The following is a 22,716-nucleotide window of genomic DNA, read 5'->3' as shown; positions in this document are numbered from 1 at the left end:
TTTGATCGGTGGAGTCGCCGAAGAGGAGCTCGGCGGGCTCGGCGACGGTACGGGCACTCTCGGGGGCTCTGATGCTTGAATGCCGGAGTGAACGAACTCGACGTGCTCGACGTACTCCACGTCTTCTGCGGCGCCGACGGCCGCCACGGCAACGCGCTGGGTGTCGTACGCGACCCCCGCCGCTACCCCGACCAGGCGTCCCGGCAGGCATTCGCCGCCGAACTCGGCTTCAGCGAGACCGTCTTCGTCGACGACCCGGAGCGCGGTGTGGTCGACATCTACACCCCGGGCCTCCGGCTGCCCTTCGCCGGGCATCCCCTCGTCGGTGCCGCCTGGCTGCTGGACCTCGAGGCCGTGAATCCGCCCGCCGGTGAGGTGTGGGTCCGCCAGGACGGGGAGTTCACCTGGATCACCGCGCGCGCCGAGTGGGCGCCGCCGCGCACGCTGCGGCAGTACGGATCGGCTGCCGAGGTCGACGCGCTGGAGGTGCCGCCGCCCGGGGAGTGGATCTACGCCTGGGGGTGGCAGGACGAGGCCGCGGGCCGGGTACGGGCGCGGGCGTTCCCCGGACGTGACGACGGCATCGACGAGGACGAGGCGACCGGGGCCGCGGCCCTGCTGCTCACCGACCGGCTCGGCCGTGCACTGAACATCACGCAGGGCCGGGGGTCGCAGATCCTGACCGCCCCGGGCCCCGACGGCACGATCGAGATCGGCGGCCGCGTACGCCTCGCCATTCCCGTTCCTGCTATGCGCTGAGCGGGAACTCCGCTCCCAGCTCCCGGAACACCGCCCCGTTGAAGTCGAACGCCCGCTTGCACTCGTCGATGATCCGCTGCTTCTCCAGATCGTCCGCGTCCACCGCGTCCAGCAGCGCGCGGTAACGCCGCTTGAACGCCGCCGGGTTGGTGATCTCCTCGAAGACGTAGAACCGCACCCCGTCGCCTCTGCGCGCGAAACCCCACGTCTTCTCCGCCGTGTCGCGGATGACCTGGCCGCCGGAGAGGTCCCCGAGGTAGCGGGTGTAGTGATGCGCGACGTATCCGGGGGGCCAGCTCCGCGCGCATTCCGCGATCCGCTCGGCATACGCGGCGGTGGCGGGCAGCGGGGTGAGCCCGGCGCGCCAGTCGGTCCCCCGCAGATGCGCCAGATCGCGCTCCAGCTCCGCGGTGCGCATCAGCTCCGGCCGGATGAACGGCCCGGCGACCGGGTCGCCCTTCAGTGTCCCCGCCGCCTCCTCCAGCGCCCGGTACACGAACCACAGCTGCTCGGTGTAGCGCGCGAACGCGGCCACGCCCAGCCGGCCGCCGAGCAGATCGCTCATGAAGGCCGAGGTCTCCGCCTCGGTGTGCCGCTCGTGCGAGGCGACACGGATGAGCGTCGAGAAGGGCGTTCCATTGGCGGTGCCGGCGGCGGTGGCGTCCAAGGCGGGCCTCCAGGGACCGGTGGGGACGGGAAAGGAGGCGATGACGGCGGAGACGGTTGCCGGCATCGGTCTTCCTGCTCAGGCTTGCCTGAGCCAATGTGTTCCCGACGTCCTGTCGGTAAAAACCCTACGCCTTGTGACGATCACGGCAAGGTGAGAATTTCCGCCCCGGTCTCCGTCACCACCAGCGTGTGCTCGAACTGCGCCGTGCGCTTGCGGTCCTTCGTCACCACGGTCCAGCCGTCGTCCCACATGTCGTACTCGTGCGTGCCGAGCGTGAGCATCGGCTCGATCGTGAAGGTCATCCCGGGCTGGATGACGGTCGTCGCGTGCGCGGCGTCGTAGTGCGGGATGATCAGCCCGGAGTGGAAGGACGAGTTGATCCCGTGCCCGGTGAAGTCACGGACGACGCCGTAGCCGAAGCGCTTGGCGTACGACTCGATGACCCTGCCGATGACATTGACCTGGCGCCCCGGCTTGACCGCCTTGATGGCGCGGTTGAGGGACTCCCGGGTCCGCTCCACCAGCAGGCGTGACTCCTCGTCCACGTCGCCACAGAGGTAGGTGGCGTTGTTGTCGCCGTGCACGCCGTTGATGTACGCGGTGACGTCGAGGTTCACGATGTCACCGTCGCGCAGCACGGTGGAGTCCGGGATGCCGTGACAGATCACCTCGTTGACCGAGGAGCAGAGCGACTTGGGGAAGCCGCGGTAGCCGAGCGTGGACGGGTAGGCGCCGTGGTCGCACATGAACTCGTGCGCGACCCGGTCCAGTTCGTCCGTGGTCACGCCGGGCGAGATGTGCTTGGCGGCCTCCTCCATCGCCTGCGCGGCGATGCGACCCGCGATGCGCATCCGCTCGACGGTGTCGGGGTCCTGGACCTCCGGCCCGGCGTACGGCGTCGGCGAGGGCTTTCCGACGTACTCGGGGCGCCGGATGTTTCCGGGGACGGAGCGGGTGGGAGAGAGCTCCCCTGGTACGAGCAGCGACTGGCCAGACATGCCAGCGAGTCTAACCAGGGGTGATGGGGCAGCATGGCCCCAGAGGAAGGAGCCGACAATGGCCCTGTTCAAGAAGCGCACGGTCGGAAAGCCGGGCGAGTGGTACTACTGCCTGGAGCACAAGAAGGTCGAAGAGGGCCCGGAGTGCCCGGCGAAGGACCGCTTCGGGCCGTACGCCTCCCGCGAGGAGGCGGAGCACGCGATGGAGAGTGCGCGTGAGCGCAATCTCGAGTGGGAGAACGACCCGAGGTGGCATGACAAGTCCGCGACGTCCGGCGACGACCCCGCGTAGGGGGCGACCGGCCGTCCGGTGCGGCGACGACCCGGCCCAGGGCCCCGGTCCTGGGGCGCGGGCCGCCCGCGATGCTTCCCCCGCCCGCCCGCCCGCCCCGTCCCTGAACCGGGGGCGGGCCCCCGCGTCCACGGACGCCGTCCGGACGAGGCCCCGGGCGCCGGACGGCCATGACGTCAGTCCTCCGGTGTCCGAGGAGCGGTGGTGTCCGAGGACCGGCAGTGTCCGCGGCGCGGGCCGGCCGTGACCGGCTCCGGCGTACCGGCTCTACCAGCGGGCCGGCGGCGGCGCGGTCAGCTGGTCGGCGAGGCGCGAGAGCCGGTCACGGAACCTGCGCCGGCCACGCGGCGCGGGCAGGCTGTTCTCCCCGGTCGCCGCGCTGACCAGGTGCTGCACGGTGTCGATGTCGACCTCGTCGGCCTGGGCGGTCACCGTCAGCACCTCGTGCGCCAGACCGTGCACCTCCGGGTCCCCGCCGTCCAGCGCCAGCACCGTCGCCCCGGCCCGCCGTGCGTCGTGCACCCGCTCGAGCAGCCCGGCGTCCGGCCGTGCGGGCGCCACCACCAGCAGGGTCTCGCCCCGTCGCGCCGCCTCCAGCCTGCCGAGCCCGACGGCCAGCTGCGCCGGGTCCCCGGGCCGCACCCGGTGCCGTACGAGCGTCGGCGCCAGCTCCGGCTGCCCGGACCACGCCGCCTCGTCCACCAGATGGGCGGACAGATGCCACGGCTCGTACTCCTCGGTCCCCACCAGCAGCAGCCCGCCGCCCTGCGGCACCACGGAGGACCGCAGCACTCCCGCGAACCTCCGGGTCGCCGCCGGCCAGTGCGTACCTGCCAGGACTTCGCGCAGCAGCGCGACGCGTACGGCATCCATGCCCCGGCATCCTGCCCCACGGCCCCACCCGGCGGGCCCCGTTTGGCAATGCCTCACCCGATCGGGAGCCGATACCGGCAAGTAAAGTCGGGCCCATGACTTCTACTGACAGTGCAGGCACCGCGCCGAAGGCCCCGGCCAAGGACCCCTGGGACCTTCCCGACGTGTCCGGCCTGGTCGTCGGCGTCCTCGGCGGCACCGGTGACCAGGGGCGCGGGCTCGCGTACCGGCTGGCCAGGGCCGGGCAGAAGGTGATCATCGGGTCCCGGGTCGTGGAGCGCGCCGAGACGGCGGCCACGGAGCTCGGACTCGGCATCGAGGGCGCCGACAACGCCGAGTGCGCGCGGCGCAGCGATGTCGTGATCGTGGCGGTGCCGTGGGACGGGCACGCCAAGACTCTTGAGGCGCTGCAGAAGGAGCTCGCCGGCAAGCTCGTCGTCGACTGTGTCAACCCGCTCGGCTTCGACAAGAAGGGCGCATACGCGCTGAAGCCGGAGGAGGGCAGCGCCGCCGAGCAGGCCGCCGCCCTGCTGCCGGACTCGCGGGTCACCGCGGCCTTCCACCATCTGTCCGCCGTACTGCTCCAGGACGCGTCGATCGAGGAGATCGACACCGATGTGATGGTGCTGGGCGAGACGCGCGCCGACACCGACATCGTGCAGGCGCTGGCGGGCCGTATCCCGGGCATGCGCGGAGTCTTCGCGGGCCGGCTGCGCGGCGCCCACCAGGTGGAGTCGCTGGTCGCCAATCTGATCTCGGTGAACCGCCGCTACAGGGCACACGCGGGTCTGCGCGTCACCGACGTGTAGGCGTCGCCGGGCACGGCGGGGCATGGGGGACACTGGTCGGGACGCACAGCATCCCGACAGGAGCCGTACCCCATGCCCCGCCTCGCTCTGTACTCCCTCATCGTCTGCACCCTCGCCGTGGTCGCGGCCGTGGTGTCCTTCGTGCAGGGCAGCCGGCTCGGGATCGTGTGGGTGCTCGTCGCCGGGCTCGCCTCGAACATGGCCTGGTACTACCTGCGCCGGGCGAGGGCCGGGCGCGCGGCCACCGACCGGAGCTCCGGCGGACCGGGCCGCAGGGCCGACGGGCCTACTGGCTGACGATCGAGGCGCAGACCGGGTTCCGCTCGCTCCAGAAGCGGTAGAAGTCCTGACCGCAGTACGTCTCCGCCTGGCCGACCCCCAGCCCCCGCAGGATCGCGTCGATCGCGTCGAAGAACGCGTGATTCACCTCGGGGATGAACAGGACGCCGAAGACGGCGAGCAGCCCGAAGGGCGCGTACGGCTCGACCTGGCGACGGATCTTGTACGAGAGCCACGGCTCGATCACGCCGTAGCCGTCGAGGCCCGGCACCGGCAGGAAGTTCAGGATCGCGGCGGTGAGCTGCAGCAGCGCGAGGAACGCGAGCGCGAAGCGGAAGACCAGCGGCACCCCGTCCAGTGCGCCCAGCCAGAACGGCGCGGTGCAGACGACCGCGAACAGCGCGTTCGTCAGGGGGCCAGCCGCCGAGATCACACTGTGCTTCCAACGCCCCTTGATCCTGCCGCGCTCGATGAAGACCGCGCCGCCCGGGAGGCCGATACCGCCCATGATCACGAACAGTACGGGCAGCACGATGCTCAGCAACGCATGCGTGTACTTGAGCGGGTTGAGGGTCAGGTAGCCCTTCGTGCCGATGGTGATGTCACCGCCGTGCAGCGCGGTGCGGGCGTGCGCGTACTCGTGCAGACAGAGCGAGACGACCCACGCCGAGGTGACGAAGAGGAAGACGGCCAGACCGGGGCTCGACGCGAAGTCCGTCCACACCGCCCAGCCCGTCACCGCCATCACGGCGACGATCCCGAGGAAGACGGGACTGATCCGCCGGTCGCTGTGGCGGGAGGTGGCGGTGGTCATGGGCGCGGCTCCTGGGGATGTGGCGGGCATGCGGACCGACCGTACCGGTGGCCTGGGGAGAACGACCCGCGCATGCATCCGGGTTCCTGCTGCGCGGACATTGCCGCGCAGCGGTGACAATGGGCGGGTGCATTATCGGGTTCTCGGTACCACTCAGGCACTTCACGACGACGGCACGCCCGTCGCGCTCGGTGGCGCGCGGCTGCGTGCGCTGCTGGCCGTGCTGGCGTTGCGGCCCGGGCGTACGGTCCCGGTCGGCCTCCTGGTCGACGAGGTGTGGGACGGCGACCCGCCGGCCGACGCGGTGGGCGCGGTGCAGGCGCTCGTCGGGCGGCTGCGGCGGGCGCTGGGGCACGCGGCGGTGGCCTCGGCGGAGGGCGGCGGCTACCGGCTGTGCGCGCACGGCGAGGATGTGGACCTGCACCGTTTCGACCGGCTCGCGGGGGAGGGGGCGCGGGCGCTGGAGGAGGGCGACGCGGTGAAGGCGGCGACGCTCCTCGACGACGCGCTCGCTCTCTGGCAGGGGCCGGTGCTCGCCGACCTGCCGGACCGCTCGGCGCAGGCGGCGCGTTGGGAGGCCCGCCGGCTGGACGCCCGCCGCTCGCGTCTGGCGGCCGCGCTCGCACTGGGCCGGGCGGAGGAGGCGCTGCCCGAGCTGGTCGCGCTGTGCGAGGCCCATCCGATGGACGAGCCGCTGCAGGCGCTGCGGATCCGGGCACTGCGGGACGCCGGCCGCGCCGCCGAGGCGCTCGCGGCGTACGAGGGGGTGCGCGCGGATCTCGCGGACAGCCTCGGCGCGGACCCGGGCAGTGAACTGCGGGCGCTGCACGCGGAGTTGCTGCGACCGGATCTTTCCGTAGCCGCGGCGGGGACGTCCTCGCGGCGCGGTCCCTCCCCGGCGCCGCCCCTTCCGGGAACCGGAGCTGCGACCGCCCCGCTCCGGACGCGGCCCGGGACCCCGCCGCTCCGCGAGGACGCGTCCTCGGCCGTCGAGCGGGGGCAGGCCCGTCCCGGCAATCTGCGTGCCCGGCTCACCTCCTTCGTCGGGCGCGAGGCCGATATCGACACCATCCACGGAGACCTCGGCCGCGCCCGCCTCGTCACCCTGCTCGGGCCCGGCGGTGCCGGGAAGACCCGGCTCTCGCAGGAGGCCGCCGAACGGGTCGCGGCCGATGCGCAAAGCCCGTGGCCGGACGGGGTCTGGCTCGCCGAACTCGCGCCCGTGGACGACCCGGAGAACGTCCCCGAGGCCGTCCTCACCGCGCTCGGCGCTCGCGAGACCGTGCTGCGTGGCGCCGGCGCGGAGGAGATGCGGGCCGCCGAGAGGTACGCCGACGACGCCCTCGTACGGCTGGCAGAGCACTGCTCACGCCGGCGCATGCTGCTGCTCCTCGACAACTGCGAGCACGTCGTCGGAGCCGCCGCCACCCTGGCCGAGCGGCTGCTGGAGACCTGCCCCGGCCTCACCGTACTGGCCACCAGCCGGGAACCGCTGGGCGTGCCCGGCGAGTTGGTGCGACCGGTGGACCCGCTGCCCGACCCGATGGCGCTGCGGCTGCTTGCCGAGCGGGGCGCGGCCGCCAGGCCCGGTTTCCGTATCGACGCCGACGAGGCCACCGCCGCCGCGGCCGCCGAGATCTGCCGCCGCCTCGACGGACTCCCGCTCGCGATCGAACTCGCCGCCGCCCGGCTGCGGATGCTCACCCCGCGCCAGATCGCCGACCGCCTGGACGACCGCTTCCGCCTGCTGACCAGCGGCAGCCGCACCGTACTGCCGCGTCAGCAGACACTCCGTGCCGTCGTCGACTGGTCCTGGGACCTCCTGGAGGACCCCGAACGCGCCGTCCTGCGACGGCTGTCGGTCTTCGCGGGCGGCAGCGACCTCCCGGCCGCCGAGGCCGTGTGCGCGGACCCGGGCGGGCTCGACGTCGCCGACGCCCTCGGCTCACTCATCGACAAGTCCCTCGTCGTCGCAGCCCCCGCCCCCGACGGCGAGATGCGCTACCGGCTTCTGGAGACCGTCGGCGAGTACGCCGCCGAACGCCTCGACGAGGCCGGCGAGCGCCCCGCCGTCGAGCGGCAACACCTCGTCCACTACCGGGAGTTCGCCCGCAGAACCGACCCCCTCCTGCGCGGCCACGGGCAGCGCGCCGCCGTCGACCGCTTCCAGCTCGAGTACGAGAACCTGCGCTCCGCGCTCCGCCGCGCCGTCGCCGCCCGCGACGAGCACGAGGCGCTCTGCCTCACCCTCTGCCTGTCCTGGTACTGGCAGATGCGGGACCTGCGCACCGAGGGCCGGCACTGGGCCACGGCCGCGGGCGAGCTCGGCCCCGACCCCTTCGAGCAGCCCGTCGAGCCCGCCCCGCCGATCACCGAACGGTTCACGGACGCGCCGCCGCCCATGTCGCCCGAACTGCTTCAGGAGGCCCGGCGCGGCGCGGCGATGATCCGGATGATCTTCATGGACTACGACATGGACGAATGGACCTCGCCCCAGAAGCTGGACCGGCTGCGCGCGGTCACCCAGGTCTACCGGCCGGGGCTGCCGCAGACCTGCCGGCCTCCGGGCTCGCTCTGGTTCTTCGCCGTTCTGCTGACCGGGGACGGGGATCAGCTCAAGGCCCTGCTCGACGAGACCATCGAGGCCTGCCGCGGGTACGGATACGAGTGGGAGCTCGCCGCAACCCTCCAGGCACGGGCCAATGTCCTCGCCAACCGCAGCGACTGGGCGGCCGAGGCGTCCCGCGACGCGGAAGAGGCCCTGGAGATCTTCACCCGGCTCGGCGATCTCTGGGGCGCTGCAGAGGCCCTGTCCGCGCGTGGTGAGGCGCGGGAGCGCATCGGCGCCTACCCGCTCGCGGCAGAGGACTTCACGGCCGCCATCGAGTACGCGGAGCAGATCGGAGCGCAGGCCCAGACGGCGGTGCTCCGCTCCCGCCTCGCCGGCGTCCTGATGGAAATGGGGGAGGGCGAGCGGGGCGAGGCGCTCGTCCGCGAGGTGCTGGCCGACCACGGGGCCGCGAACAACGAGTCGTCGGCTGTGGCCCGGATGTTCCTCGCCCTGTGGCTGGGCCGCAACGGTCGCGTCCAGGAGGCCCGCGCCGAGATCGAGCTGTTGATGGTGCAGTTCCGTTCCAGAACCCTCGCGATCTTCGAGGGTATGGTGACCGGTTTCCTCGGCTGGCTGGACCTGCTCGACGGCGAGTACGAGCTGGCGCTGGAGAGGGCGCGCTTCGCGCTGGCCAAGGCGCAGGACCCGCTGACCCTGATGGTCGCTCCGCAGATGCGCTCGATTCAGATGGTGACAGTGGCCCAGGCACTGGCCCTGGGCCGGCCGGAGCGCGCGCGCGACGCGGCCCGGATCATCGGGGCGTCCGACGCCCTGGTGCCGCCCGGCCATTTCGCGCCGCGGCACGAGCGGGAGACCCGGGCCGACGCCGAGGCGGCCGTGCGCGCCGTCCTCGGGGACGCGGCGTACGAGTCCGCCTATGCCGAAGGCGGCCGCCTCACCGTCGATGAGGCAGCCGCCCTCGTGTGACCCCATGGCGGGATCAGGTCTTCTTGCGGAATTTGGCGACCGCGAGCGGCGCCGTGACCAGGGTGATCAGCGCCGCCCAGCCGAGCGTCATCCACACGGCGTGGGCGACCGGACCGCCGTTGATCAGACTCCGGGCCGCGTCGGCGAGGTTGGAAAGCGGGTTGTAGTCGGTGAAGCTCTGCAGCCAGCCGGGCATCGTGGTCGGCGGTGCGAAGATCGACGAGCCGAACTGCAGCGGCATCAGTACGAGCATGGCCACTCCTTGGACGGCCTGGGCCGTCTTCATGGTGAGACCGAGCAGGATGAAGATCCACATCAGCGAGGCGCCGAAGACCATGGACAGGCCGACCGCCGCGAACAGTTCGAGGACCGAGGTGTGGATCTCCAGGCCGAGCAGGAAGCCCATGCCGAGCAGAATGGTCGTGGCCACCAGCATCCGGCCGACCTCGACCACGATCTTCGCGATGAGGACGGAGGAGCGGGCGATAGGCATGGACCGGAAACGGTCCATCACGCCCTTCTTGAAGTCGTCGTTGACGCCGGTGCCTACGGCCATGGCGATGTTCATGCCCTGCATCGCCATCAGACCCGGGATCACATAGTTGACGTACTCCTGCTGGTTGCCCTTGCCGGAGATCGCGCCGCCGAAGACGTACACGAACAGCAGCGTGAAGACGATCGGCATCAGTACGGCGTCGAACATCGACTCCGGGTCCTGCTTGATCTGCAGGGCGTTGCGGCGCACCAGCGCGCCGATGTGCCGGAGATTGGCCCGCAGGCCGATCCTGCCCTCGCCGGCCGGCGCGCTCTTCACCGGGGCGGGCGCGGGCGACTGGGCGGTGGTGGTGGCAGTCGCCGTACTCATGCGGCGGCCTCCTCGGGAATCGTGTCGGAGCCCGCTGACAATGGGGCCTTCTCGCCGGTGATGGCCAGGAACACTTCGTCCAGGCTGGGCAGATGCGTGCCGATGTGCGCGATACCGAAGCCGCGCGTGCCCAGCAGTCCGACCACCGCGGTCAGTTGCTCATCGCTGAGGATCGGTACGTACAGCAGGCCGTCGTCGGGCACGACCGTCGCACCGGCGATCCCGTCGAGCCCTGACTCGCCCAGCGCACGGGCCATCGCGGGCAGCTGGGCCGGATCGCTCGGCCGGATCTGCAGGGTGCGGCCGCCGACCTTCGCCTTGAGCTCGTCCACCTTGCCGTTGGCGATGACCCGCCCGCGGTCGATGACGGTGAGCTCGCTCGCGAGCTGCTCGGCCTCTTCCATGTACTGGGTGGTGAGCAGCACGGTCGCCCCCTCCGCGACCATCCGCTGCACCTCGTCCCAGACCTCGTTACGGGTACGGGGGTCGAGGCCCGTCGTCGGCTCGTCCAGATAGAGCACGGCCGGCTGCCCGATCATCGAGGCGGCCAGGTCGAGCCGGCGGCGCATACCGCCGGAGTACTGCAGTGCGGGCCGCTTCGCGGCCTCGGTGAGCGAGAAGCGCTCCAGCATCTCGTCGGCGCGCCTGCGGGCGTCCTTGCGGGACAGATCGAGCAGCCGCCCGATCATGTAGAGGTTCTCCCAGCCCGAGAGCTTCTCGTCGACCGAGGCGTACTGGCCGGTGAGGCCGATGGTGCGGCGCAGCTGCCGCGGCTGCTTCACCACGTCGAAGCCGGCGACCGTGGCATGGCCGGCGTCGGGGGCGACGAGCGTGGAGAGGCAGCGTACGAGAGTGGTCTTGCCGGCGCCGTTGGGGCCGAGGACACCGAGCACGGTGCCTTCGCGCACGTCCAGGTCCACGCCGTCCAGCGCTTTGGTCTCGCCGTAGTGCTTGACCAGCCCCCGCACCTCGACGGCGTTGCCCGTGCCGCCGTCTGGGTTCTTGTCGATTCGCGTCATGCCGTCAACGGTGCCCGGCCTCGCCGACAGGCCGCCGACAAGCTGCCGACGAACCGCCGACACATGGTCGACAAGCCCGCGATGCCTCAGCGGAGGCAGGTCGGAGCCGCGAGCCCGTACGGGGGCGCTGGGGGACTCATGCCGACAGCCCGCCGACGGGGGATGATCGGCGGGCTGTCGTCTGTACCGGAGGTGGTCAGTGGAAGGTGTGCTCCTCCTGCGGGAACGCCCCGCCGGCGACATCCTCGGCGAACTCGCGGGCGGCGTCGCCGAGCGTCCGGCGGAGGTCGGCGTACTGCTTGGTGAAACGCGGCACCTTCCCGCCCGTAAGGCCGGCCATGTCGGTCCAGACGAGGACCTGGGCGTCCGTGTCGGGTCCCGCGCCGATGCCGATGGTCGGGATGTGCAGACTGCGGGTGACCTCGGCGGCCAGCTCGGCCGGTACGAGTTCCAGGACGACCGCGAAGGCGCCCGCGTCCTGTGCCGCCTTGGCGTCACGGAGCAGCCGGTGCGCATCCTCGTCGGCGCGACCCTGCACCCGGTAGCCCATGGTGTTGACGGACTGCGGAGTCAGGCCGAGGTGCGACATGACCGGGATACCGGCCTGCACCAGCAGCTCGGTCTGGCCGAGTGAGCGTTCGCCGCCCTCGAGCTTGACCGCGCCGACGCCCGCGTCCTTGACCAGCCGGGTGGCGTTGCGCAGGGCCTGGACGGGCCCTTCCTGGTACGAGCCGAACGGGAGGTCGCCGACGACGAGGGCGCGCTTGGTGCCCCGTACGACGGCGGCGGACAGGAGGGTCATCTCGTCCATCGTGACAGGCACGGTGGTCTCGTAGCCGAGATGGCAGTTGCCCATGGAATCGCCGACGAGCACGACCGGGATACCGGCCTCGTCGAAGACGGACGCGATCATCGCGTCGTAGGCGGTGAGCATGGGCCACTTCTCACCGCGCTCCTTGGCGGCGGCGATGTCGTGGACGGTGATACGGCGAGTGCCCTTGCCGCCGTACAGCGCCTTGCTGCTGTCGGAGGGCTTCGGGGCAGCCTGAAGCGTCATGGCTCAACGGCTCCTTCGTCATCTCGAGGCGCCCTGACGGCGTCCCCGGATCCCCTACATGGTGGCACCTCGTGCCGCTCCGGCGGAAGAGGACCCGTCCGTTCGGTACTGTGTTTCCTATACGAGACGGTCTCGTATCGGAAAAGGTTCAGGCTGAGGTACATGTCGACAGCGTCCGCCGCACCTGCCGTACCCCGCATACCCGAGGCCGTCCACCGGCGCCGATGGGCGATCCTCACGGTCCTGATGTTCAGCCTGCTCATCGTCGTGCTGGACAACTCGATCCTGAATGTGGCCGTCAAGACGATCGCCGGCCCCGCGCCCACCGGCATCGGCGCCACCCAGAGCCAGCTGGAGTGGGCGATCAACTCCTACACGCTCGTCTTCGCCGGACTTCTCTTCACCGCGGGTCTCCTCGGCGACCGCATCGGCCGCAAGAAGGTGCTGCTCTTCGGCGTCGCCGTCTTCGGCATCGGCTCGGCCTTCGCGGCGTTCTCCGGCTCGCCCGACGAGCTCATCGCGTACCGCGCGGTGATGGGCTTCGGCGGGGCCTTCGTGATGCCGGCGACCCTCGCCGTGGTGATGGACGTGTTCGAGCGCCACGAGCAGCCCAGGGCCATCGGCATCTGGGCGGGCAGCGTCGGCGTCGGCATGGCCATCGGCCCGATCACCGGCGGGCTGCTCATCGAGCACTTCTGGTGGGGCTCGATCTTCCTGATCAACGTGCCGGTCGTGGTCGTCGCGCTGATCGCGATGACGCTGCTCCTGCCGGACTCCCGAGACCCGAACCCCGGGCGTATGGACCCGCTCGGCGTAGTGCTGTCCGTCATCGGGCTGATCCTGCTGGTGTACGGAATCATCCGCGGCGGCGAGCTGGCGGACTTCTCGGCGCCGTCCGTGCTGCTGCCGATGCTGGGCGGTCTGGTGGTACTCGTCTGCTTCGTACTCCACGAGTGGCGCAGCGACCATCCGGCCATCGACATCACGTACTTCAAGAGGCCGGCCTTCGCGGCGGCGGTCACCGCGATCGCGCTGGTCTTCTTCGCGCTGACGGGTGTGACCTTCTTCTCCGCGTTCTATCTGCAGAGCGTGCGCGGCTACGGCCCGCTGGAAGCGGGCCTGCTCATTCTGCCGATGGCCGTGGCGCAGATGGTCGTAGCGCTGCGCGCACGGCTGATCGTCGGCCGGTTCGGGGCGCGGAAGGTGTGCACGGTCGGCATGCTGCTGGTCGCCACGGTGCTGGGCGCTTTCGTGATGTTCGATGCCTCGACCCCGCTGTGGGGGATCGAAGCGGTCCTCCTGGTGCAGGGCACGGCGATGGCGCTCATCACGCCGCCTGTGACGGTCTCGGTGATGCAGTCGCTGCCCCGCGAGAAGGCGGGGTCCGGCTCGGCGGTCAGCAACACCTTCCGCCAGGTCGGTGGGGCACTGGGTGTCGCGGTGCTCGGTTCGCTGCTGTCCACGCAGTACCGGGGGGCGATCGAGGGGCACCTCTCGGCAGTCCCGGGCAGTGCCCGCCATGCCGCGGCCGAATCGATCGAGGCGACGCTCGCGGCAGCGGAGAGACTCGGCCCGGCCGGAAAGGCGCTGATCGTCCCGGCGAACGAGGCGTTCCTGCACGCGATGCATCTGACGGCGCTGGTCTCGACGGGTGTGGCGCTGATCGGCGCGCTGGTGGTGGCGGTCTTCCTGCCGGACGGAGAACCCGAGCCTGAACGGGAGAGCCCCGAAGGCGCTCCGGGGCGGGCGCTGCCCGTCAGCGGACGATGACGAGACGGACGATGACGATGACGAGAGGCGGACCGGACGTGCCGGTGAGCGACCATCAGGACAACCGCGGCCGCAATGCCGGTCCCGCCGCCCGCCGCGAGAGCCCGCCCCGCGGCGCGGGGCGGGCCGCGGCGGCTTCGGCTTCCGGGGTGGCCCCGGTGCCGGGCGTCTCCGGCGCGGCGTCCGCCGCCCTGTCCGGGCCCGGGTCAACCGGCTCCGCCGCATCCTCCGCCGCGGGGCGGCGCGGACGGCCCCGCAGCGAGGCCGCCGAGCGCTCGATCGTCGAGGCCGTCGTGCGCCTCCTCGAAGAGGGCGTACCCCTCTCGGAACTCTCCATCGAGCGCATAGCCCGCACCGCCGGAGTCGGCAAGGCCACCATCTACCGCCGCTGGGAGGGCAAGGAGGCCCTCTTTGTCGATGTCGTCCGCTCGATGGAACCGGTGGACCCGCCGCTGCCCGGCACCTCGGTCCGCGACGATCTCGTCGCGATGCTCGAGATGCTGCGGCAGCGCGGGCTCGCCAAACGCTCCTCGGCCCTGCTGCACAACGTCTTCGCGCAGATGCAGAGTTATCCCAAACTGTGGGACATGTACCACCGCACTTCGGTACTCCCGCGTCGGCAGCGGATGGACGAAGTGCTGCGGCGCGGGATCGCGAACGGCGAAATCCGGGCCGACATCGACTTCGATCTGCTCGGCGATCTCTTCGTCGGCCCGATGCTGGTACGGACCGTGCTGCGGCCGGACGGAACGCCCGGCGAGGGGGCCGCGGAGCGGATCGTCGACGCCGTGCTGGACGGTGTGCGCCCGCCCCTCTGAACAGCCCTTCCGCGCTCTTTTCCCCGCGGTGGGAAGTGTGCGTGTTCTGTCACAGCGTCCCTGCCTGGCCCGTGAGCCGGAACCCCGCGTGCCGCCCTGTCGTCATCGAGGCAGGACGGCCGTCCGGCGACGGCAGGAAAACGCCCGTCATCGCCTAGGGTCAACGGCGAGGGCGGCGTGACGGCAAGGCAGTGAGGACGGCTCCATGGCGCAGGCGGAAATGACGGAAACCGGGAACGGCGGCCCGGCGAACCGGCCTACCGGATCCCGGGTCCGGAGCCTGCTCGACCGCTGGCGCGGCGATCCCGGCATCTGGCGGCGCGGTATCGCCCTCGCGGCCGTCGCCGTACTGCTCGCCCTGCTGATGAGCCTGCACGCGCAGATCCCGAACCGGATCGGCAACCTGGGCAGCCTCACCGAGACGTTTCTGCCGTGGCTGGGGATCTTCATCCCCGTCATCCTCGTCGTGGCGCTGATGCGGCGCTCGGCCACCGCGCTGATCGCGCTGCTGGTGCCGGCCGTCATCTGGCTCAATCTCTTCGGCGGGCTGCACACCGACAAGTCGGGCGGCGGCGGCGATCTGACCGTCGCCACGCACAACGTCAACGCCGACAACCCGGACCCCCAGGGCACGGCCAAGGATGTCGCGGCCTCGGGCGCGGACGTACTCGCGCTGCAGGAACTGCCGGCAGGTCAGGTCTCCACGTATGAAGAGGCCTTGGCCGGGACGTACAAGTACCACTCGGTACAGGGCACGGTCGGGCTGTGGAGCAAGTACCCGATGAGCGACACCCAGCCCGTGAACATCCGGCTGGGCTGGACCCGCGCCATGCGCTCCACGGTGACGACGCCCGTAGGTGAGGTAGAGGTGTACGTGGCCCATATGCCGTCCGTACGCGTCAAGCTCAACTCCGGCTTCACCGCCAACCAGCGGGACAACAGCGCGGACGCGCTCGGCGAGGCGATCGCCCACGAGCAGCACAGCAAGGTCGTGCTGCTCGGTGACCTCAACGGCACGATGAACGACCGCTCGCTGAACGCCGTCACCTCCCAGATGCGCTCCACCCAGGGCGCCGCGGGCAATGGCTTCGGCTTCAGCTGGCCCGCGGCGTTCCCGATGGCGCGCATTGACCAGATCATGGTGAAGGGCATCGAGCCGGTCTCCTCCTGGACCCTGCCGCGAACCGACAGCGACCACTTGCCGATCGCGGCGCGCATCAAGATGTGACCGCCCCGAATTCCGGGCTCACCGGCTTCCTGGCGCGGGGGTCCGGGGGCGCGGCCCCCGGCTATGTGACGGCAACCACCTGTTCATCCGTGGGAACAATCGGCGTGCGAGCATTTGTTTCGAAGGAGAACTAACCTCGGAAGGGCACTCCATGCCGCTCGCGCTGCTCGCGCTCGCCGTATCCGCCTTCGGTATCGGCACCACCGAGTTCGTGATGATGGGCCTGCTGCCCAATGTCGCGGACGACCTCAACACCACCGTCCCCACGGCGGGTTACCTCGTTTCCGCGTACGCGATCGGCGTCGTCATCGGCGCACCGCTGCTCACCGCCCTCGGCTCCCGCATCCCGCGCAAGCGGATGCTCCTGCTGCTGATGGCGCTCTTCGTCGTCGGCAACCTCGCCTCGGCGCTCGCGCCCGGCTTCGGCTGGCTGATCGCCGGTCGCGTGCTCGCCGGGCTGCCGCACGGCGCGTTCTTCGGCGTCGGCGCGGTCGTCGCCGCGCGGCTCGTCGCGGACGGGCGGCAGGCGCGGGCCGTGGCAACGATGTTCCTCGGCCTCACGGTCGCCAATATCGTCGGCGTACCCGCGGCCACCCTGCTCGGCCAGAATCTCGGCTGGCGCGCCACCTTCCTGGTCGTCACCGTGATCGGCCTGGTCGCGATGGCCGCGCTCGCCCGCCTCGTTCCGTACGTACCCGTCGACGCGCACCAGAGCGTGGGCCGCGAGCTGCGCGCACTGGGCAACCGGCAGGTGCTGCTCGGACTGCTCACCGCGGTCTTCGGCTTCGCCGGCGTGTTCGCGGTGTACTCCTACCTCGCCTCGATGACGACCGAGGTGATGGGCTTCGGCGAGTCCTCGGTGACGCTGGTGCTCGCTCTCTTCGGCATCGGCATGACGCTCGGCGCGCTGGCCGCGGGACCGCTGACCGACCGGGCGCTGCGTCCCACGCTGTACGGCTCGCTGACCGCCCTCGCGCTCGTGCTGGTTGCCTTCCGCTTCACCATGCACATCCAGTGGGCTGCCCTGGTCACGGTGGTGGTGCTGGGCGCGGTCGGCTTCATGACCACCACACCGCTGCAGATGCTGGTCATGAAGAAGGCGCAGGACGCGCCGACGCTCGCCTCCGCCTCCAACCACTCGGCGTTCAACCTGGCCAACGCGGGCGGCGCCTGGCTCGGCGGCGCGGCCATCGCGGCGGGCTGGGGCTGGACCTCACCGGCCGTCGTCGGCGCGGTACTCGCCGCCGCCGGTCTGGCGATCGCTGTGACGGCGGGCCTTCTCGACCGGGGCGGCCGGGGTGGCCGGGGCGGCCGGGCCACGACAGAGGGGGCCTCCCGCGTGATCGCCGCAGGAAGCCCCCGTACCGCGGAGCCGGAACTCAGCCGCTCGTCGTCTCCCGCCAGCGGTTCGTGATCGGCAGCCGCCGGTCCTTGCCGAAGCCCTTCGCCGAGATCTTGGTGCCCGGCGGGTACTGGCGCCGCTTGTACTCCGCCGTGTCCACCATCCGCAGCGTCTTCGCCACCAGCTCCTCGTCGAAGCCGGCCGCGACGATCGCGTCCTTGCCCTGGTCCCGGTCGACGTACAGCTCCAGGATCCGGTCCAGTACGTCGTAGTCCGGCAGGGAGTCGGTGTCGACCTGGCCGGGGCGCAGCTCCGCGCTCGGCGGCTTGGTGATGGAGGCCTCCGGGATCGGCGGGGTCTGGCCGCGCTCCTGCGCCGCCCGGTTCCGCCACTTCGCGAGCCGGAAGACCGTCGTCTTGTAGACGTCCTTGATCGGCCCGTACGCGCCGACCGAATCGCCGTACAGCGTCGAATAGCCGACCGCCAGCTCGGACTTGTTGCCCGGTGCGAGCACGATGTGGCCCTCCTGGTTGGAGACGGCCATCAGCATCGTGCCCCGCAGCCGCGACTGGAGGTTCTCCTCGGCGAGACCGGTCAGATGGAGCGCGCCCATGTACGCGTCGAACATCGGCTCGATCGGTACGGTGCGGAAGTTGAGCCCGGTGCGGCGGGCCAGCTCGGCCGCGTCGCCCTTGGAGTGGTCGGACGAGTACTTCGAGGGCATGGAGATGCCGTAGACGTTCTGCGCGCCGAGCGCGTCGCAGGCGATCGCCGCCACCAGCGCCGAGTCGATACCGCCGGACAGCCCGATCAGTACCGACCGGAAGCCGTTCTTGGCCGTGTACGCGCGCAGGCCGACGACCAGCGCGGAGTACACCTCCTCGTCGTCGTCGAGCCGGTCGGCGTAACCGCCGGCGAGCTCCGCCTCGTACGCAGGCAGCGGCTCCTCGGAGAGCACGACATGCTCGATCCGCAGCCCGTCGTCGACCACGCCCGCAGGTATGGCACCGGCGGCGGGCAGCTCCAGATCGAGGACTACGCTGCCCTCCGCGAACTGCGGGGCGCGGGCGACGACTTCGCCGTCCGCGTCGACGACGATCGAGTCGCCGTCGAAGACCAGCTCGTCCTGCCCGCCGATCATGGCGAGATACGCGGTGGTGCAGCCGGCCTCCTGGGCGCGCTTGCGCACCAGCTCGAGCCGGGTGTCGTCCTTGTTCTGCTCGTACGGTGAGGCGTTGACGGAGATCAGCAGCCCGGCCCCGGCGGACCGGGTGGCAGGGACGCGGCCGCCGTCCTGCCAGAGGTCCTCGCAGATCGCGAGCGCCACATCGATGCCGTGCACGCGGATCACCGGCATGGTGTCGCCGGGCACGAAGTAGCGGAACTCGTCGAAGACGCCGTAGTTGGGCAGATGGTGCTTGGCGAAGCTGAGCACGACCTCACCGCGGTGCAGCACGGCGGCCGCGTTCTGCGGTGACCCGGCGGGCTGGCCGTAGCGGGGCTGGGCCCGCTCGGAACGGTCGAGGTAGCCGAGGATGACCGGCAGCTCACCGAAGCCTTCGTCGTCCAGGCGTGCGGCGAGCGCGCGAAGGGCGGCTCGGGACGCTTCGACGAAGGACGACCGCAGGGCCAGGTCCTCGACGGGATAGCCGGTCAGCACCATCTCGGGGAAGGCGACGAGATGCGCCCCCTGCTCGGCGGAGTGCCGGGTCCAGTGCACGACCGCCTCGGCATTGCCGGCGAGATCACCGACGGTCGAGTCGATCTGATTCAGAGCGAGGCGTAGTTGAGGCACGCGGACCAGTGTAATCGTCTTTCTGACGCGATGTCCTGTCGTGTGGTGATTGCCACCCCACGCCCCGCTGCGAGGGTGCCCGGGGGGACCGGGCGCGCCCGGTCCCCCGGGGAGGGGGTCGGGGAGGGGGCCCGGGGAAGGACCCGCCCCTCGCTCCAGGGCTACGCGCGGTAGGCGACGGTCGTCATCATCCCGGACTCCGAGTGGTAGATGTTGTGGCAGTGCAGCATCCACAGGCCCGGATTGTCGGCGTCGAAGTCCACGGTCACTTTGCGGTGCGGCAGAACCGCCGCCGTGTCCTTGCGGGCGCCGGCACCGTTGATGCCCGCCAGGGCGAAGGTGTGGCCGTGCAGATGGATGGGATGCCACATGTCCGTGGCGTTGATGAACACCATGCGGACCCGCTCGCCGGATCGAACCGCATAGAGCCGGTCCGGGGAGTAGGGCTTGTCGTCGAAGGCCCAGTCGTACTTCTCCATGCCTCCGGTCAGCTTGATCCGCATGATGCGGTCCGGCTTGCGCCGGGGCAGTGCCACCGACTCGGCGGGTTCGAGGTCAGCGGCCGACTTCAGCACCACCCCGTCGAGCTCCGCCGGACGCACGGACGGCGCGGGGCGCGCCCCGCCGCCGGTGCGCAGGACGGCCATCGACGAGGCCTTCTTGCCTTCGGCGAGGGCGGTGAGCGGAAAGACCCCGTCCTTGGCGGTGACCAGCACGTCGTACCGCTCGCCCATGCCCACCAGCAGGGCTTCGGTCCTGGTGGGCTGGACGGGGAAGCCGTCGGTGTGGGTGACCGTCAGCGTGTGGCCGCCGAGCGCCACCCGGAAGGCCGTCTCACCGCCGGCGTTGATGATGCGCAGCCGGATGCGGTCGCCGGGCCTGGCGGTGAACTGTGCAGGGTCGTCCGCCGTACGCCCGTTGATCAGGTAGTGCGGGTAGGCGACATCGCCCGCCTCGCCGCCGAGCAGCCGGCTGGTGCCTTTCCTGACCCGCGACGGGCCTTGCGCCTTCCCGGTCGGGGACACCATGGACGGCATGTCCGCGCCCGAGTGCCCGGCCCTGCCGTGGTTCAGCTCCGCCAGGACCGCGTCCGGTGTGGAGCCGTCGACCCCGTCCACCCAGTCGTCCAGGAGGACGACCCACTCCTTGTCGTACGACAGCGGCTCCTTCGGGTCCTCCACGATCAGCGGGGCGTACATACCGCGGTCCAGCTGCACACCCGAGTGCGGATGGAACCAGTACGTCCCCGGGTGGGCGACCACGAAGCGGTACGTGAACTCCGCACCGGGGCGGATCGGCTGCTGTGTCACACCCGGCACCCCGTCCATGTCATTGCGCATCGAGATGCCGTGACAGTGCAGCGAGGTGTCCTGCGGCAGGTTGTTGGCGAGGGAGAGTGAGAGGGTCTCGCCGGCCGTGACACGCACCTCCTTGCCCGGCAGCCGGTCCCCGTACGCCCACGACCTGACCGTCCGGCCACCGCCCAGCTCCAGCCGGGTGGCCGTGGCGGTCAGCTTGAAGGTGCGGACGGCCCCGGAGCCTCGTTCCTTCTCCCGACTGAGGACCTCCGCGCCATTGGCGGTGACATAGCCCTCCGGGGCTTCGGGGGCGACATAGCCCTGCCGCGTCGGCGTCGGAGCGCTGCCCCCGTGGTTCATCGGTCCGTGGCCGGTGCCCGACGAGTCGGAGCAGGCGGCCAGAACTCCCGCACCGGCGGCGGCGATTGCTGCGCCGAGCACGGCACGGCGAGTTTGGTGAGCGCGCATGACTGAGTGCACCTCGTGGTGTGTGGTGATGTGGCAGATGGTCGCGTCTGCTGCTTCTGGTACACCGCTCGGAGCGCGGAGGTTCCCAGGCAGCCGGGCGGACTTCTAGATCCGCAGCACCGACAGCCTGGCGAGGAGGGTCTTGCGGGGAGGCGGGTTGGGCCACAGCGCACGCAGTATCCGGGCGTGCCATGCAGCGAGCAGAGCGACGCGGTCGGTCCGCAACAGCCCCGCGGTCAGCAGGACGAGGGTGAAGGTGTCCAGCACGGCGAGGCACAGGGTCATCAGATCCACGCCTATGCCCGGGAATGCCGGTCCGGCATTCGGCAGGGCCACGGGACCGGCGGTCTGGTGGCGCCCGGCGGGCGTCACGCCCACCGCCGGGGACGAGGCGGTGTACCCCACCGCCGAGGTGGCGACCGTGTGCTCCCGCGCACCGCCGTCCTGCCCCGGCATCGGGCGTCCCACGGTGTGCATCGTGGCGATTCCGAACAGCAGCGCCACGAACAGCAGTAGCTGTCCGAACCGCCCACGCCGACCGATCGCCATGGCCGCACCCTACCCCCACCCGGTATACGTCAACATGCGACCCGCCCTCTCCCCCTCGACTATTAGCCCATAATGTCCGGAAATATTCCGGTGGTTATGTCCATTAGTGTCCTGGTCGTCCTGGCGGGAGCGCTCACCACCGTCCGGACCCGGCCGCCGTCGCCGCCCTCCATGGGGGCCAAGGGGGCCGGGTCCACCGGGGCCTGGCAACGGCTCCACATGCTCTTCGTGGCAGGCTGGCCATCGGTGCCCGCGCTGTCCCTGGCGCGGGAGGGGGCGAAGGAGCGACGGTGACCTTTGTACAGGTGGGAGGCGTGCCGCACCATGTGGTCGTCGAAGGCAGCGGCCCGGTCTGCGTACTGAGCGCGGGTCTCGCGATGAGCTGGTTCGACTGGGACCCGGTCGTGCCGCTGCTCGCACCGCACCGCACCGTCGTCCGTTTCGACCGGCCCGGACACGGGCTGAGCGGCCCGGCCGCCGTGCCGCCGTCCGCCGCCGGTGAGGCTCATCGCATCGCGGGCATCCTTGACGCGCTCGTCCTGGACGGGCCCGGTCAGGACGGACCCGCCACGGTCGTGGGGCACTCGATCGCAGGGTTCCACGCCGAGGCTTTTGCCCGCCTCCACCCCGCCCGTACCGCGGCCGTTGTCCTCGTCGACTCCAGTGTCGAGGAGGACGCGCGCGTGCCGGCCGCGCCCGCGCTGCGCACCGCCGCAGCCCGTACGCTCGGCACCGTGCTCAGCGCCGCCGGAGTGCCCGCGGCCCTCGGACCGCTGACCCGCCGCGCCACGGTCCGCCTCTCCCGCACCGGCGGTGGCGACCCGGCCCCCGCCGCTCTCGTACGCCGCTGCTACGCCACCTCCCGGGTGCTGCAAGGCGCTCTGCTGGAGAACACGCACTACCGAGCCGTGGCCGCCGAACTCCTCGCCCTGCGCGGGCGCCACGCCCTGCCGGACGTCCCGGTCACCGTCCTCGCCGCGACGGACAACGCGACGGCCGGTGGGGCGCGCTGGGTGGAGCGGCAGCGCGCACTGGCCCAGCGGCTCGGTGCCCGCTTCGAGGCGGTCGGACCGGCGGGCCATCTGATGATGCTGGACCGCCCGGACGCGGTGGCCCGGGCCGTACTGGACGGTTACGGTCCGCGTGTACGCGACCTCTGCAGGTCGAACGGGTGAAATGGGACCTCAGGCAGGGCACGGCCGACCCTGCGTATTGAGGGCCATGAGCTGCCCGGCAGTGCCTGCGGCGTATAACGCCACATCCATGTGGGCACACAGCGCGGCCGGGATCCCGACCAGTTGGTGTCCGCCGGCGCGGCCGAGGCGGTCTTCGAGATCCCCGTCGAGGCCGTCACCGCGCCCGATGCCGTCCGTCCGCCCCGGATCGCCCGGCGGCTGCCCGGGACGGACGGCTGAGCACGGCCTGCCGAGCGCACTGCCCGGGCACTCAGGTCTGGCTCCGGGCCCTCAGGTCTC

22 protein-coding genes are annotated in these 22,716 nt (G+C 71.2%); 12 read left to right on the top strand and 10 right to left on the bottom strand.

From position 1 onward, the window contains the following. The first annotated feature begins 87 nt into the window (after window positions 1-87). Window positions 88-759, top strand: a complete 672-nt coding sequence (locus tag OG966_RS12120; protein ID WP_326649572.1) for a PhzF family phenazine biosynthesis protein — start codon at window positions 88-90, stop codon at window positions 757-759. On the opposite strand, the gene OG966_RS12115 is transcribed toward OG966_RS12120, so the two are convergent. Further along, window positions 749-1,492 (bottom strand): heme oxygenase (biliverdin-producing), encoded by a 744-nt coding sequence (locus tag OG966_RS12115; RefSeq protein WP_442806686.1) that lies wholly within the window; start codon window positions 1,490-1,492, stop codon window positions 749-751. The genes OG966_RS12120 and OG966_RS12115 overlap by 11 nt on opposite strands. Before the next feature lie 77 nt (window positions 1,493-1,569). Continuing rightward, window positions 1,570-2,427: a type I methionyl aminopeptidase gene (gene map / locus OG966_RS12110; protein ID WP_326649570.1), complete on the bottom strand. Its 858-nt coding sequence runs from the start codon at window positions 2,425-2,427 to the stop codon at window positions 1,570-1,572. Between the two features lie 58 nt (window positions 2,428-2,485). On the opposite strand from map, the gene OG966_RS12105 reads away from it, so the two are divergent. After that, a complete protein-coding gene (locus OG966_RS12105; RefSeq protein WP_326649569.1) occupies window positions 2,486-2,719 on the top strand; it encodes a hypothetical protein in 234 nt (77 codons plus the stop codon). A gap of 267 nt (window positions 2,720-2,986) precedes the next feature. Here OG966_RS12105 and OG966_RS12100 read toward each other — a convergent pair whose 3' ends face one another. Then, entirely contained in the window at window positions 2,987-3,592 is a 606-nt protein-coding gene (locus OG966_RS12100; RefSeq protein WP_326649568.1) for a hypothetical protein, read from the bottom strand. A 95-nt stretch (window positions 3,593-3,687) separates the two neighbouring features. Here OG966_RS12100 and npdG point away from each other — a divergent pair, with 95 nt between their 5' ends. Both npdG and OG966_RS12090 read left to right on the top strand, forming a co-directional pair. Beyond that, the gene (gene npdG / locus OG966_RS12095; RefSeq protein WP_326649567.1) at window positions 3,688-4,401 is read left to right on the top strand and encodes an NADPH-dependent F420 reductase; all 714 of its coding nucleotides are present in this window, start codon (window positions 3,688-3,690) and stop codon (window positions 4,399-4,401) included. A gap of 72 nt (window positions 4,402-4,473) precedes the next feature. Beyond that, entirely contained in the window at window positions 4,474-4,698 is a 225-nt protein-coding gene (locus OG966_RS12090) for a hypothetical protein (protein ID WP_326649566.1), read from the top strand. On the opposite strand, the gene OG966_RS12085 is transcribed toward OG966_RS12090, so the two are convergent. Beyond that, entirely contained in the window at window positions 4,688-5,494 is an 807-nt protein-coding gene (locus OG966_RS12085) for a site-2 protease family protein (protein WP_326649565.1), read from the bottom strand. The genes OG966_RS12090 and OG966_RS12085 overlap by 11 nt on opposite strands. A gap of 127 nt (window positions 5,495-5,621) precedes the next feature. Between OG966_RS12085 and OG966_RS12080 the strand changes: the two genes are divergently transcribed. Next, window positions 5,622-9,032: an AfsR/SARP family transcriptional regulator gene (locus OG966_RS12080; RefSeq protein WP_326649564.1), complete on the top strand. Its 3,411-nt coding sequence runs from the start codon at window positions 5,622-5,624 to the stop codon at window positions 9,030-9,032. Between the two features lie 13 nt (window positions 9,033-9,045). Here the strand turns inward: OG966_RS12080 and OG966_RS12075 are convergent, their stop codons facing one another. From OG966_RS12075 to panB, 3 genes are all read right to left on the bottom strand, one after another. Further along, window positions 9,046-9,897, bottom strand: a complete 852-nt coding sequence (locus OG966_RS12075) for an ABC transporter permease (protein WP_326649563.1) — start codon at window positions 9,895-9,897, stop codon at window positions 9,046-9,048. Beyond that, window positions 9,894-10,916, bottom strand: coding sequence for an ATP-binding cassette domain-containing protein (locus OG966_RS12070; RefSeq protein WP_326649562.1), 1,023 nt, complete (start codon window positions 10,914-10,916; stop codon window positions 9,894-9,896). Before OG966_RS12070 ends, OG966_RS12075 begins: the two co-directional genes overlap by 4 nt. A 196-nt stretch (window positions 10,917-11,112) precedes the next feature. After that, window positions 11,113-11,973, bottom strand: a complete 861-nt coding sequence (gene panB, locus OG966_RS12065) for a 3-methyl-2-oxobutanoate hydroxymethyltransferase (protein ID WP_326649561.1) — start codon at window positions 11,971-11,973, stop codon at window positions 11,113-11,115. Between the two features lie 162 nt (window positions 11,974-12,135). Here panB and OG966_RS12060 point away from each other — a divergent pair, with 162 nt between their 5' ends. The 4 genes from OG966_RS12060 (at window position 12,136) to OG966_RS12045 (ending at window position 17,203) form a co-directional block, all read left to right on the top strand. Continuing rightward, window positions 12,136-13,743, top strand: coding sequence for a DHA2 family efflux MFS transporter permease subunit (locus OG966_RS12060; RefSeq protein WP_326649560.1), 1,608 nt, complete (start codon window positions 12,136-12,138; stop codon window positions 13,741-13,743). A 191-nt stretch (window positions 13,744-13,934) separates the two neighbouring features. After that, window positions 13,935-14,561: a TetR/AcrR family transcriptional regulator gene (locus OG966_RS12055; RefSeq protein WP_326655166.1), complete on the top strand. Its 627-nt coding sequence runs from the start codon at window positions 13,935-13,937 to the stop codon at window positions 14,559-14,561. A 205-nt stretch (window positions 14,562-14,766) separates the two neighbouring features. Next, window positions 14,767-15,789 (top strand): endonuclease/exonuclease/phosphatase family protein, encoded by a 1,023-nt coding sequence (locus OG966_RS12050; RefSeq protein ID WP_326649559.1) that lies wholly within the window; start codon window positions 14,767-14,769, stop codon window positions 15,787-15,789. Window positions 15,790-15,940: 151 nt separating this feature from the next. Beyond that, window positions 15,941-17,203 carry an MFS transporter gene (locus OG966_RS12045; RefSeq protein ID WP_326649558.1) on the top strand — a complete coding sequence of 421 codons (1,263 nt, stop codon included), beginning with the start codon at window positions 15,941-15,943 and terminating at the stop codon, window positions 17,201-17,203. Here the strand turns inward: OG966_RS12045 and OG966_RS12040 are convergent. The 3 genes from OG966_RS12040 to OG966_RS12030 all read right to left on the bottom strand — a co-directional run bounded on the left by OG966_RS12040 (window position 17,169) and on the right by OG966_RS12030 (window position 21,241). After that, window positions 17,169-18,926, bottom strand: coding sequence for an NAD+ synthase (locus tag OG966_RS12040; RefSeq protein ID WP_326649557.1), 1,758 nt, complete (start codon window positions 18,924-18,926; stop codon window positions 17,169-17,171). The two genes, OG966_RS12045 and OG966_RS12040, sit on opposite strands and share 35 nt — an antisense overlap. 161 nt (window positions 18,927-19,087) lie before the next feature. Beyond that, window positions 19,088-20,692, bottom strand: a complete 1,605-nt coding sequence (locus OG966_RS12035) for a multicopper oxidase family protein (protein WP_326649556.1) — start codon at window positions 20,690-20,692, stop codon at window positions 19,088-19,090. Window positions 20,693-20,797: 105 nt separating this feature from the next. Then, entirely contained in the window at window positions 20,798-21,241 is a 444-nt protein-coding gene (locus OG966_RS12030; RefSeq protein WP_326649555.1) for a hypothetical protein, read from the bottom strand. A gap of 96 nt (window positions 21,242-21,337) precedes the next feature. On the opposite strand from OG966_RS12030, the gene OG966_RS12025 reads away from it, so the two are divergent. The 3 genes from OG966_RS12025 to OG966_RS12015 all read left to right on the top strand — a co-directional run bounded on the left by OG966_RS12025 (window position 21,338) and on the right by OG966_RS12015 (window position 22,656). Next, window positions 21,338-21,535 (top strand): hypothetical protein, encoded by a 198-nt coding sequence (locus OG966_RS12025; protein WP_326649554.1) that lies wholly within the window; start codon window positions 21,338-21,340, stop codon window positions 21,533-21,535. Continuing rightward, window positions 21,532-22,416, top strand: a complete 885-nt coding sequence (locus OG966_RS12020; RefSeq protein WP_326649553.1) for an alpha/beta fold hydrolase — start codon at window positions 21,532-21,534, stop codon at window positions 22,414-22,416. Before OG966_RS12025 ends, OG966_RS12020 begins: the two co-directional genes overlap by 4 nt. 90 nt (window positions 22,417-22,506) lie before the next feature. Continuing rightward, window positions 22,507-22,656, top strand: a complete 150-nt coding sequence (locus OG966_RS12015) for a hypothetical protein (protein WP_326649551.1) — start codon at window positions 22,507-22,509, stop codon at window positions 22,654-22,656. Window positions 22,657-22,716 lie beyond the last annotated feature (60 nt).

This window comes from Streptomyces sp. NBC_01750, assembly GCF_035918095.1.
Taxonomy (GTDB): domain Bacteria; phylum Actinomycetota; class Actinomycetes; order Streptomycetales; family Streptomycetaceae; genus Streptomyces.
Note: the sequence above shows the minus strand (reverse complement) of the source record. Positions and strands in the feature narration are given on the sequence as shown.